The sequence below is a fragment of the Rhodococcus sp. 7Tela_A2 genome (genome assembly GCF_049311045.1).
In the GTDB taxonomy this organism is placed as follows: Bacteria; Actinomycetota; Actinomycetes; order Mycobacteriales; family Mycobacteriaceae; genus Rhodococcus.
In genome coordinates this window covers 19,341-31,228 of the sequence record NZ_JAXION010000045.1, presented here as the reverse complement: position 1 = coordinate 31,228, position 11,888 = coordinate 19,341, and the positions used below count along the sequence as shown (strand labels likewise).

12 protein-coding genes are annotated in these 11,888 nt (G+C 67.0%); 5 read left to right on the top strand and 7 right to left on the bottom strand.

All coding sequences use genetic code 11. The features are described from left to right. Nucleotides 1-220: 220 nt before the first annotated feature. The gene (locus TVH25_RS10810) at nucleotides 221-1,606 is read right to left on the bottom strand and encodes a cryptochrome/photolyase family protein (RefSeq protein WP_422424119.1); all 1,386 of its coding nucleotides are present in this window, start codon (nucleotides 1,604-1,606) and stop codon (nucleotides 221-223) included. Between the two features lie 28 nt (nucleotides 1,607-1,634). On the opposite strand from TVH25_RS10810, the gene TVH25_RS10805 reads away from it, so the two are divergent. Then, nucleotides 1,635-1,859 carry an RNA-binding S4 domain-containing protein gene (locus TVH25_RS10805; RefSeq protein WP_169652272.1) on the top strand — a complete coding sequence of 75 codons (225 nt, stop codon included), beginning with the start codon at nucleotides 1,635-1,637 and terminating at the stop codon, nucleotides 1,857-1,859. A 13-nt stretch (nucleotides 1,860-1,872) separates the two neighbouring features. On the opposite strand, the gene rraA is transcribed toward TVH25_RS10805, so the two are convergent. After that, entirely contained in the window at nucleotides 1,873-2,367 is a 495-nt protein-coding gene (gene rraA / locus TVH25_RS10800; RefSeq protein WP_169620837.1) for a ribonuclease E activity regulator RraA, read from the bottom strand. A gap of 170 nt (nucleotides 2,368-2,537) precedes the next feature. Here rraA and TVH25_RS10795 point away from each other — a divergent pair, with 170 nt between their 5' ends. Beyond that, nucleotides 2,538-3,287, top strand: a complete 750-nt coding sequence (locus TVH25_RS10795) for a FadR/GntR family transcriptional regulator (protein WP_169652271.1) — start codon at nucleotides 2,538-2,540, stop codon at nucleotides 3,285-3,287. 24 nt (nucleotides 3,288-3,311) lie between these two features. On the opposite strand, the gene TVH25_RS10790 is transcribed toward TVH25_RS10795, so the two are convergent. Together TVH25_RS10790 and TVH25_RS10785 are read right to left on the bottom strand one after the other, a co-directional pair. Beyond that, a complete protein-coding gene (locus TVH25_RS10790) occupies nucleotides 3,312-3,692 on the bottom strand; it encodes a DUF5313 family protein (protein WP_169652270.1) in 381 nt (126 codons plus the stop codon). A gap of 17 nt (nucleotides 3,693-3,709) precedes the next feature. Next, nucleotides 3,710-5,551 (bottom strand): AMP-dependent synthetase/ligase, encoded by a 1,842-nt coding sequence (locus TVH25_RS10785; protein ID WP_422424117.1) that lies wholly within the window; start codon nucleotides 5,549-5,551, stop codon nucleotides 3,710-3,712. A 151-nt stretch (nucleotides 5,552-5,702) separates the two neighbouring features. On the opposite strand from TVH25_RS10785, the gene TVH25_RS10780 reads away from it, so the two are divergent. After that, nucleotides 5,703-7,256, top strand: coding sequence for a succinic semialdehyde dehydrogenase (locus TVH25_RS10780; protein WP_422424116.1), 1,554 nt, complete (start codon nucleotides 5,703-5,705; stop codon nucleotides 7,254-7,256). Here TVH25_RS10780 and TVH25_RS10775 read toward each other — a convergent pair. From TVH25_RS10775 to TVH25_RS10765, 3 genes are all read right to left on the bottom strand, one after another. Further along, a complete protein-coding gene (locus tag TVH25_RS10775; RefSeq protein ID WP_422424115.1) occupies nucleotides 7,225-8,802 on the bottom strand; it encodes an MDR family MFS transporter in 1,578 nt (525 codons plus the stop codon). The two genes, TVH25_RS10780 and TVH25_RS10775, sit on opposite strands and share 32 nt — an antisense overlap. Further along, nucleotides 8,799-9,464 (bottom strand): TetR/AcrR family transcriptional regulator, encoded by a 666-nt coding sequence (locus TVH25_RS10770; RefSeq protein WP_422424114.1) that lies wholly within the window; start codon nucleotides 9,462-9,464, stop codon nucleotides 8,799-8,801. Before TVH25_RS10770 ends, TVH25_RS10775 begins: the two co-directional genes overlap by 4 nt. 85 nt (nucleotides 9,465-9,549) lie before the next feature. After that, complete coding sequence (locus tag TVH25_RS10765) at nucleotides 9,550-10,320, bottom strand: DUF427 domain-containing protein (protein ID WP_422424113.1); 771 nt, start codon at nucleotides 10,318-10,320, stop codon at nucleotides 9,550-9,552. A 60-nt stretch (nucleotides 10,321-10,380) separates the two neighbouring features. On the opposite strand from TVH25_RS10765, the gene TVH25_RS10760 reads away from it, so the two are divergent. Together TVH25_RS10760 and TVH25_RS10755 are read left to right on the top strand one after the other, a co-directional pair. After that, nucleotides 10,381-11,136, top strand: a complete 756-nt coding sequence (locus TVH25_RS10760; protein ID WP_422424112.1) for an ABC transporter permease — start codon at nucleotides 10,381-10,383, stop codon at nucleotides 11,134-11,136. A gap of 82 nt (nucleotides 11,137-11,218) precedes the next feature. After that, nucleotides 11,219-11,863 carry a UdgX family uracil-DNA binding protein gene (locus TVH25_RS10755; protein WP_422424111.1) on the top strand — a complete coding sequence of 215 codons (645 nt, stop codon included), beginning with the start codon at nucleotides 11,219-11,221 and terminating at the stop codon, nucleotides 11,861-11,863. The last annotated feature ends 25 nt before the right edge of the window (nucleotides 11,864-11,888 follow it).

Below are 11,888 nucleotides of genomic sequence, written 5' to 3'. Positions count from 1 at the left end.
TTTCCGCGGGGCTTATTGCGCCGCGGGGGCGCCGCTTTGGGGGGGAGCGGGTGGGGGGGGCGGGCACCCCCGGCGCCGCATTCCGGTCAGGCTGGAAGCACGCTGAGGAGGAACAGGTAGCCCTCGACCAGCGGGGTATGGATGGCCAGGAATGCAGTCTCGACGAAATCTCGCAGCACGGTGTCTCCTTATTGTCGGAGGCGGACGGTCCGCCTGTTTCTCATTCGGCGCGACCCGACCGGTGGATGGGTCGATTCGTCGATCGAATTTCCCCGTACCGTTCGAGCGCCACCCGGCGTTCGTGAGCGTGGTCCACCAGGGGCGCGGGATATCCCTCAGGCGGGCCGTCCGGCAGCGTGTGCACCCGGCTGCCCACGACACTCCGGAGTTCGGGTACCCAGCATCGGACGTAATCACCCTCGGAATCGAATTTTTCGCCTTGCGCCGTCGGATTGAATATCCGGAAGTACGGCGCGGCGTCCGTTCCGCTCCCCGCGGTCCATTGCCAATTGTGCTGATTCGAGGCGAGATCGCCGTCCACGAGGTGCGTCATGAAGTGCCGGGCCCCCCGCCACCACGGAATGTGCAGATCCTTGGTCAGGAACGACGCGACAATCATCCGGACCCGGTTGGGGACGAAGCCTTCCGCCAGTAGCTGGCGCATACCGGCGTCGACGATCGGAAACCCGGTCCGCCCTTCGCACCACGCGGTGAACAGCGTGTCGGCGTCGGGGCCGGTGTCGTATCGGATAGCGTCGAACGTCTCGTTGTAGTTCCGCCGCGCAGTGTCGGGACGGTGGTGCAGCACATCGGCGTAGAAGTCGCGCCACGCGAGTTCGCTGCGGAACGTGGTGGTCCCGGCGCCGGAGCGGTCGCGCAGGTCGTGCAACAGGGTGCGGGGATGAATGCACCCGAACTTGAGGTGGGCCGACAACCTGCTCGTGCCGTCGGCACCGGGGTGGTCCCGGTCGGTCGCATACCGCTCGAGATCGTCGGCGAGGAATTCTCGCCAGCGGGTGAGGGCGGCCCGTTCCCCGGCCGGAGGAAGCGCGATGTCGCCGGCGTCGGGGATCGCTGTGCGGCCCGGCGTGCCCGCCGGGTCGATCCAGTCGATGGTCCCGGCGTCGGTCGCTGCGGGTGGCCGCACGTCGTGTTCGAGCCAGGCACGCCGGTACGCGGAGAACACCTTGTACGGCGTGCCGTCGGGTTTCGTGATGCGCCCCGGCGACACCGCGTACGGCGATCCGGTGGACACCAGTGCCACACCCTCGAGCGCCTCGGCAACGTGCGCATCGCGCCGTGCCCCGTACGGGCCGAAATCGGCGCTGATGTGAACCTCGGCCGCGTCGAAGGCGCGGGCGACCGCAGGCACGGCCTCTGCCGGATCACCTCGCACCACGAGGAGGCGGCCGGACAGATCGTCGTCGAGAGCACGCAGGCACGCCATGAGGAAGGCACGCCGGCGCGGCCCGGACGGACCGAGCAGGGCGTCGTCGAGAACGAACAACGCCACGCCCTGCTGCGCGATGTCGGTAGCGGAAAGGACGGCGGGAAGATCGCGCAGCCGGAGGTCGCGTCGGAACCAGACGATGGCGGGACGGCTCATCGAACCAGTGTGCTGGACAATGGCTGGCATGTCCGATGTCTTCGAAGTACCGATCCGTGACGAGTCGATCAGACTCGGCCAGTTCCTCAAGCTGGCGAGCCTGATCGAATCGGGTGCCGAGGCCAAGGAGGTCATCGCCGACGGCCTGGTCTCCGTCAACGGTGAAGTCGACGTGAGACGAGGCCGTCAGCTCCAGGTCGGTGATGTGGTCGAGATCGGCGGGATGAGCGCGCGGGTCGTGCGCGACACCTGACCTGCGTATCGAGTCAGTTCTCCGCGCGCACGACGACGCCGTCGTGGTCGCTGTAGACGATCTCGCCGGGGTTGAACGTCACGCCGCCGATCTCGACCGGCACGTTCTTCTCGCCGGACCCTGTCTGAGTGCTCTTACGGGGATTGGTGCCGAGTGCCTTGACCCCGATGTCGAGCGTGCGCAGGATCGCGGAGTCCCGGACAGCACCGTTGACGATCACGCCGGCCCAGCCGTTGTCGACCCCGCGGCCGGCGATGATGTCGCCGACGAGCGCGGTGTGGATGCTGCCGCCACCGTCGACGACGAGCACGCCGCCGTTGCCGGGCTCGGACAGGGTCTGCTTGACGAGCAGGTTGTCCTGGAAGCATTTGATCGTCGTGACGGGGCCGGCGAACTCGCTGCGGCCACCGAACTGGATGAACTGGGTGTCGCAGCTACGGATGTCCGGACCGATCTCGTCGGCGAGGTCGGCGGTTGCGGTGAATGCGTGGGCAGTGGCTTCGCTCATGTGCTGAGGATAAAGGGACGGCGGCGGGCCGTCCGGACGGCGGGGACCGAGATCGCCGCAATCAGATCGATGATTAATCTCTTCGCAGGCCAAAGCGTTAGATCCTTGTATCCTTCACAAAGGTTCACTTATGCCGGGTGAACGACCGACCGGGAGAACAGGACGGGGACATGCCACTCGACGGACGTTCGACGATCGTGCGTGTGCCCAAGGCCGGGGAACTGATCGCGGCGAATCTTCGCCGCCAGATCATCACCGGAGAACTCGAAGCCGGGGAGCCGCTTCCCAACGAGGCCGCGCTCATGGAGCGGTTCGGCGTCTCGCGCCCGACATTGCGTGAAGCGTTCCGGATACTCGAGTCGGAAGGCATCATCACCGTTCTGCGCGGGGCCCACGGGGGCGCCCGCGTGCAGGCGCCCGACAGGTCCACCGCAGCCCGCTATGCCGGCCTGCTGCTGCAATACCGCGGCGTCCCCCTGGCCGACGTCTACCGCGCCCGCACCGAACTCGAGGTCGCGGCGGTGGGTTTGATCGCGGCCGATCCCGACGGGCGGATCGACGAACTCGCCGCCGTGGTCGACCGGGGAGAAGCCTTCCTGGACGATCCGCACGCGTTCGCGAAGGCGAACACCGAGGTGCATCGCACGGTCATGGAACTCGGCGGCAACGAGACGCTGAACACGCTGGCCGGCATGCTCCTCGACATCATGGATGCTCATGCCGCCCTGTACATTTCCTCTCGCGCCGAGCCGGACCGGCCCGGCGCGGCCGTCGCGCTGCGCGCGAGCCGCAAACTCGTCGCACTACTGCGCGCGGGCGAACCCGGCCGGGCACAGGCCTTCTGGCGTCACCATCTCGACAAGGTCGAGAAGTACATGACCGGCGACAGCGAGACCACGCTGGTGGAAGTGCTGTCGTAGGCCGGCGCACGGTGGAGCCGAGGCTCAGACGGCCCGGCCCATGCGACGCTCGTAGTCCTCGCGTTCCCGGGCCGCCCGGTTACGGGCTTTCTCGCTCAGCAGTTCGGGATCGATTCCGTGTTGCTGCAAGCGATGGCGCTGCCACACGGGCATGAGTGCCGCCGAGAAGTAGACCCAGGGCAGGAACAGCAGCAGCATCATCGCGAAGGGAATCCAGACCGGGCCCGGAATCAGCAGGAACAGCATCAACGGCGGGATGATCGGCAGGTTCCAGCGCAGCAGATAGCGCCGCGCGCCCCCGGGACCGAGGATGTCGTTGCGAACCCACTCGCGCATCTCGGGCGGCAACGTGCGACCGACCATGTATCCGAGGCGCTGAAACAAATTAGGTCGTGCACTACTCATATCGACAGCATAAGCCCTCAGTCGTACAGACCCACCAGGCTGTCCGAGAACGAGTCCACCACCACTTTGCGGCGCAACTTCATGCTCGGCGTCAGGTCACCGGATTCCACCGTGAGTTCGCGGTCGATGATCGTGAACTTCTTGACCTGTTCCCACCGGTTGAGCTGCAGATTCAGCTCCTCGATGTACGTCCAGATCATGCCGCGCGTCTTCTCGTGCCGCGAGATCTCCGCGAAACTCGCCCCGTCGAGCCCGTTCCTGCCGGCCCACTCGGTCACGGTCTCCGCGTCCAGGCCCACCAGCGCGACGCAGTACGGCCTGCCTTCGCCGTAGACGACGATCTCCGACGCGTACGGGCAGATTCCCTTGAACGTCGCCGCGGTCGCGGACGGTGCGACGTACTTGCCCTGCGAGGTCTTGAACATGTCCTTCTTGCGGTCGGTGATCCTCAGATAACCGTCCTCGATGCTGCCGATATCGCCGGTGCGGAACCAGCCGTCCTCGGTGAGCGACTCGGCCGTCGCGTCGGGACGATTGTGATAGCCGGTCATGACGCCCGGCCCCTTGATCAGCACCTCGCCGTCGTCGGCGATCGCTATCTCGGTGCCGGGCACCGGGCGCCCGACCGTGCCGATCCGGTTCGAGTCCGGGCGGTTGACGCACGACGCGGCCGCGGTCTCGGTGAGCCCGTACCCCTCGAGCACCGGGATACCCACCGCGTCGAACCACCTGCCGATGTCCGGGTTGAGCGGCGCGGAACCGGAGATGAAGAAGCGCAACCTGCCGCCGAACCGCTCGCGGACGGTGGAGAACACGAGTCGGTCGGCGAGCGCGTAGCCGAGCTTGTCGCGCGTGCCAGGGGACCTGCCGTCCTGCCGGGCCCGGGACATCTTCAGTCCGACGCCGACGGCCCAGTCGAAGATCCTCTTCTTCGCGCCGCCTTCGTCTTCCATCATGGATTCGATTCGGGCATGCGCCTTTTCGAAGATCCGTGGCGCCGCCCCCATGAATGTGGGGTGCACGACCGCGAGGTTCTCGACAATCTTGTCGACTCGTCCGTCCACCACTGTCGGGAAACCGATCTGGAGGGGAAGGGTCAGCAGCACCTTCCCGAACACGTGCGACAGCGGAAGCCACAGGTATTGGAGGTCGTCGGGACCGAGGAGGCCGATGGCGTCGATCGCGGCGGCCTCATAGGTCCAGGCCGAGTGCGGCAGACGAACACCCTTGGGCCTTCCCGTGGTACCCGACGTGTAGATGAGGGTCGCGAGGTGATCGGACCGGATCCGCTGGATCCGGTCGGACACCGCGTTCGGGTTCTCGGCGAGCAGTGTGCGTCCGCGGTCCTCGAGATCGTCGTAACCGAGTACCCAGTCGCCGTCACCGTGGCCGTCGACGACCACCACCGCGGAGACATCCGGCAGTTCGTCCCGGTGCTGAACCAGCTTGCCGACCTGGTCGGCGTCCTCGGCGATAACGATCCGGCTTCCCGAATCCGCCACGATGAACGCGACGTCGTGGGCGTTCGTGGTGGGGTAGACCGTGGTCGTGGCCGCGCCCGCACACATCACCGCGAGGTCGGCGAGGACCCACTCGTATCGTGTGGTCGACGCGAGAGACACCCGGTCCTCGGGTTGGATGCCGAGCGCGATGAGGCCCGCCGCGAGCAGGCGTACGCGTTCGCCCGTCTGCGCCCACGTGACCCCGATCCATTCCTCCGCGCCCATCGGAAACCGGAAGGCCTCGGCATCGGGAGACGCGGTGATGCGGTCGAGGAACATGTGAGCCACAGAGGGCGCCCGGTTCTCGATCTTCGCTCGATCGACCTTCTCATCGGATATGCCCTTCGATGTGGTCATATGCCCCAGTCTAGGAAGCCGGGGCGCGCGGGATGCCCGGTTTCGCCGGGTAACTCACGACCCGGGCGGAGGTAGGCGCTTGTGACAGGGACCACCTTCCGAGGGTACGTTTGGTGTAACTCCGAGAACTACTCACCGGTAGGGGTGTCTTATGCCTGCTCCGAGCGCTGCGACCTTCGCACGTCTCGCCGATCTCATCGCCATTCCCGACGCGGCGGACCGGCCCACGCGGCCTGTCGTCGAGGCGTTCACCGGGAAGGAGATCGCGTCCGTCCCCGTCGGAACCGCCGACGACGCAAAGGCCGCGATCGATCGTGCCCGCACTGCGCAGGCGTCCTGGGCGCGGATGCCCGTCACCGAGCGCGCGGAGATCATCCTCCGTTACCGCGAACTGGTGTACGCGCGGCGAAACCAGCTGATGGACATGGCTCAGGCGGAGACGGGTAAGTCCCGCACGTCCGCGCAGGAGGAGGTGCTCGACATTTCGATGACGGCGCGGCACTACGCGCACGTCGCTCCGAAACTGCTCGAGCCCCGCCGGGCGACCGGGATGCTTCCCGTCCTGACGAAGACCACCGTGCTGCACCATCCGAAGGGTGTCGTCGGCGTCATCGCGCCGTGGAACTATCCGATGACCCTTGCGGTGTCCGACGCGATTCCCGCGTTGCTCGCGGGCAACGGGGTGGTGCTCAAGCCCGACAGTCAGACGCCGTACTGCGCTCTCGCAGTCGCCGAACTGCTGTACGAGGCGGGTGTGCCACGCGATGTGTTCGCCGTGGTGCCCGGCCCCGGATCGGTGGTGGGCACGGCGATCGTCGAGAACTCCGACTATCTGATGTTCACCGGGTCCTCGCAGACGGGCCGGTTGCTCGCCGAGCAGGCCGGCCGGCGCCTGATCGGCTTCTCCGCCGAACTCGGTGGCAAGAACCCGATGATCGTCACCGCGGGAGCGAACCTGCGGAAGGTCACCGACGCGGCGGTGCGCGCGTGCTACTCGAACTCCGGGCAGTTGTGCATCTCCATCGAACGTATCTACGTCGAGAAGTCGATCGCTCCGGAGTTCCTGCGGATGTTCGGCGACCGGGTGCGCGCGATCAAGCTCGGCGCGTCCTACGACTTCGACACCGAGATGGGCTGCCTCGTCAACGAGACCCAGGTCAAGACGGTGTCGGGCCACGTCGACGACGCGGTGGCGAAGGGCGCGACGCTGGTGGCGGGCGGCAAGGCCCGCCCCGACCTCGGTCCGCTGTTCTACGAACCGACCGTGCTCACCGACGTTCCCGAGGACGCCGAGTGCTACCGGGACGAAACCTTCGGTCCGGTCGTGTCGGTGTACCCGGTCGACAACGTCGACGAAGCGATCCGGCGTGCGAACGACACCGAGTACGGGCTCAATGCCTCCGTCTGGGCGGCGACCAAGGCGCAGGGTGAAGAGATCGCGGCGAAGGTCCGCGCCGGCACCGTCAACGTCGACGAAGGTTACGCGCCGGCGTGGGGCAGCATGGATGCTCCGATGGGTGGCGTAGGCATCTCCGGTGTGGGCCGCCGGCACGGTGCCGAAGGGCTTCTCAAGTACACCGAGTCGCAGACCGTGGCCGTCACCCGGGTGCTGAACCTCGACGGCCCGCGCGGGCTTCCGAGGCAGATCTGGGCCAAGATGCTGCCCCCGCTCGTCAAGGCGATGGGGTGGCTGCCGGGTCGTTGACGGCCGGGTCCGTACGCCGCGTGATGGTGGTCGCGAGGGGCTTCTCGACGACGAAGCACAGTAGTACCGCGGCCACCATCGCCAACGGGACGATCGCCAGATAGATCGGTGTGAGGGCGTCGTTGTAGGACTCGAGGATCGGCTGCTGCACGGCGTCGGGCAGGGTGTGCACCATGGCCGGGGTGAGGGAATTGGCGTCGTCCGCGGCGAGGCCCCCTTCCGGGACCCGTTCCGCGAGAAGCACGTTCAGGCGGGTGGCGAACACGCTGCCGACCACGGCCGAACCGAGCGTCGCTCCGATCTGCCGGAAGTAGTTGTTGCCCGCGGTGGCGGTGCCGACCTCTTCGACCGGGAACGAGTTCTGCACGACGAGCACCATGATCTGCATGGATGCGCCCAGTCCGACCCCGAGCACGGCGAGGAAGCAGCACAGCACCCAGATCGGTGTGTCCACGGTGAGCAGGGACAGCAACAGCATCGCCACCGCGACGAGCACCGAGCCGACGATGGGCGTCACCTTGTATCGGCCGGTCCGGCTCACCAGACGTCCCGCCAGCGTCGAGGTGATCAGCATCGATCCCATCATCGGGAACATGAGCAGGCCCGCGACCGTCGCGCTCCGTCCCGCCACCATCTGCAGGTAGGTCGGCATGTATGCCGCGACACCGAACAACGCGATGCTGTTGAGGAGACCGGCGAGGGTGCTCACGTCGAAGTTGCGGTCGCGGAACAGGTGCAGCGGGAGAATAGGTTCTGCCGCACGGCTTTCGATGAACAGGAACAGAACTGCCGTGGCGAGCGTGCCCGCGATGAGACCCAGCACCACGGGAGAGGTCCACGGGTAACGCGAGCCGCCCCAGGTCGCGACGAAGACGAGAAGCGTCGTGGCGAGGGACAGGACCGTCATGCCGGCGATGTCGATGCGGGGCCGCGAGTTGCGGGTGCGGGGTAGCCGGAGAAAGAACGCCACCGCGATGAAGGCGAGTACGCCCAGCGGGAGGTTGATGTAGAAGACCCACCGCCATCCCGGTCCCTCGGTGAACCAGCCGCCGAGCAGGGGACCGGCGACCGAGGACACCGCGAAGACGCTGCTCATGATGCCCAGGTACTTTCCGCGTTGCCGGGCCGGAATCACGTCGGCGACAGTGGCCTGCGACAGCACCATCAGTCCGCCGCCGCCCGCACCCTGGGCGGCGCGGCCGACGATCAGCCACGTGATATCTCCCGCGAACGCGCTGATGGTCGAGCCCACCAGGAAGATGGTCAGGGCGGTCAGCAGCAGTGGCTTGCGGCCGAACAGATCTCCTAGTTTGCCGTAGATCGGCATCGTGATCGTGGACGCGAGGATGTACGCGGTGACGATCCACAGCATCTTGTCGACACCGTGGAGTTCGCCGACGATGGTGGGGAGTGCGGGGTTGAGCACGGTCTGGTTGAGCGAGGCGACGAGCATCGTCGCCATCAGCCCGATGAAAATGAAGGTGATTGCGCGGCGGTCGAATTCGGTGTGGCTGCGCGGTGCGGCGGTGGTGGCGGTGGCATTCATGCTCGCGTGACCTCCCTGAAGTGTGCGCAGGTGCGGCGGAGGACGGAGTCCGCGTCGCCCTCGGTCCCGTTCCGAAGGTCGAGCACGGGAGCCATCGCGGTGCGCATCACGGCACCGGCCACCGTCACGATCAGCAGGGCTGTCTCCTCGACGGTGTGCCCGCCGTGTCCGCCGGGCGATGTGTTGGGCGCCTGCGACTCGGCGAGACGTGCGGTGACGAGGTCGGCGACGAGTGCCTCCACGGCATCGATGTGCTGAAGGCGCCGGCGCGCCAGTTCCGGGTGGCGGTCGAGCAACGTGACGTATTCGCCGTACGTGATGAGGCGGTGGACCGAGGTGCGGAACACCGCGAGCAACAGGAACGCGACCTTCTCGACGAGGTCGTCGCCGGCCTCGATGTGGAAATCGTCGGCGATGTCGTCGTGGATCACCGGAGCCTGCTGGCCCAGGACGGCGTCCTCCTTCGACCTGAAGTAGTTGAAGAAGGTGCGAGGCGAAATCTCGGCCCGTTCCGCGACCGCTTCCACGGTCACGTCCGAGAGGCGGTCGTGCACGGCGGCGGATTCGGCCGCGGCGAGATGGATTGCGGCCCACGTGCGGGCCCGCTTGCGCTCGCGATGGGAACCTTTCGCGTCCTGGCCCCTGGGCTCCGCTGCAGTCATGAAGTTTTACATTAGTGCAAATATAAGAATCTGCAAATGTAGTTCTCTCGACGTGAGAACAACATTACCGCGTGCGATGCGCAGGTCAGTCCTCGACGGTGATCTCCGCGGCGTCGTCGTAGAAGCACAGGTAGCCCTCGATATCGGCGACCGCGGCGAACGGTTCGGGATACGACCACGCCACGTTCTCCGCGGGAGGCTGGCCGACGAACGACCAGTACCGCGCGGTCCCCTTGTAGGGGCAACTCGTCCGCCATTCGGATTCCTCGAGGACGGAGAAATCGACATCCTCCGGCGGCAGGTAGTAGCGGGTGGGCAATCCCGTCTCGAAGACGAGCACCGGATTGCGCGTCTCGCCGACCACGGTGCCGCCGATCTCGACCCGAACGTGGCGCGAACTGCGCAGAGCATCGACCCGATGGTGCGCGTCGCGTGGATGGGTGAACACTTCGGTTTCCTCCTCGAACCAGCGTTCGCCTTCGTCGACCTCGTCACCCGGCCCGGTCTCCCCGTGCCGGAACCACTGGAAGATCAGCCGATCGTCCAGACCGTCGACGTCGAGTTGGTAGACCACCGAATACGCGCGTTGCTCGTCGATCACGACGTCGTACCACTGCCACACATCCGGTCGGCTGCGACTCGGGGACAGCGACGCCGCGATCAGATCGAGCCGGACGTCGTCGCGGGGGAACGCGTAGAACGGCACCGGCTTCCCCGGCGCCCAGACCAGCAGAGCCCGGTTGCTGTCGACGATCGTCCGATCGAACAACTGACCCCGGATCCTCCGTTCGGTGGGCTCGTAGAGGTAGTCGTCGGACTCGGGTTCGTGACGGCGAACAGCGGACTTGCGTGCCATGCATCGACCGTATCGCGCACGGCATCGCGATGGCATGTCCGGGTGGATACGCTCGATCCGATGATCGACGACCCTGACGTGCTCCTCCGCACACTGATCGGTGTCCTCGCGCTCGCAGCGGTGGCCACGTCGGTGTTGTGGGTCTTTGGGGTTCCGCACAGGTTCGCGTCGTTGTACGCGGTGGCGCGTGGCGCCCTGCAACTCGCGATCGTCAGCGTCGTGCTCACCGGAGTCATCACCAACGGGGCGTGGGTCGGCGTCGTTCTGCTCGTCATGTTCTCGGTCGGAACATGGACGGCCGCGCGCCGGGTCGGAAGCGGCGTTCGCGTCCTGGCCATCGTCGCCGGGGCCATGCTGCTGGGAATCGGTGTCGCGCTCGCGGTGATCTTCGTGACCGGAGCGGTAGCGGCGACGCCGCGGTACGCGCTCGCGCTCGGCGGCATCGTCATCGGCAACGCGATGACCGTCGCAGGTCTCGCAGGCCGGCGGTTCCACGAGTTCCTCGTCGATCGATGGCTGGAAGTCGAGGGATGGCTCGCGCTGGGCGCGACCATGCGGCAGGCAACGGCCGAGCACGCACGGCTCGCGGTGCACGCGGCGATGATTCCGCCGATCGATCAGACCAAGACAACCGGCCTGGTGACACTTCCGGGTGCGTTCGTCGGCGCGATCTTCGGCGGGCTCTCCCCGCTCGAAGCGGGACGATTCCAGGTCGTCGTGCTCGCGGCGATCATGGCTGCGGGATCGATCACCGCCGTCTGTGTCGCCGTCGGCCTGGGCCGCGTCGCCGGGCAGCAACCCGTGGTGCCCGGCTGATGGGGCACGCCGCTCATCACCATCCCGCACGTTCGTGTCGCCGCGCGCGTGGATCGGCCGCGTCCGGGGGTATCCCGTCGTCGTGGTGAGCTATCCCGGTGCCCAGGAGTACCTGCCCGAGACACGCGAGGTGCCCGCACTCGCGGCGGCGGCGCGCGCTTGCCGCGGATGCGACCTGTACAAGGCCGCCGACCGAACCGTCTTCGGAGCGGGGCCCGAGAGCGCACGCATGCTCCTCGTCGGCGAGCAGCCGGGAGACCAGGAGGACCGCGCCGGCGAGCCGTTCGTCGGACCGGCGGGGTATCTGCTCGACAAGGCCCTCGAACAGGCGGGTGTCGATCGCGGCTCGGTCTACGTCACCAACGCCGTCAAACACTTCCGCTTCGACCGTTCGGCGAACGGCAAGCGCCGCATCCACAAGAAGCCGTCGGGTGGCCAGATAGCGGCGTGCCGCCCCTGGCTGCTGGCCGAACTCGAGGCGATACGCCCGGAGGTGGTCGTGTGTCTGGGCGCGAGCGCGGCGCAAGCGCTGCTGGGCAACGGATTCAGGCTCACCGAACACCGCGGCGAAGTGCTGCGCCTGCCCGACGAGATACGCGGTGGGCAGGATCCATCGGTGGTGGTGACCATCCATCCGTCCGCGGTTCTCCGCGCCCGATCGGACCGTGACGACGCGCTCCGGTCGCTCGTCGGTGACCTCCGCCGCGCCGCCCGCTCAGGGCAGTGACGGTCGCGCGGGACGCGGTAACTCA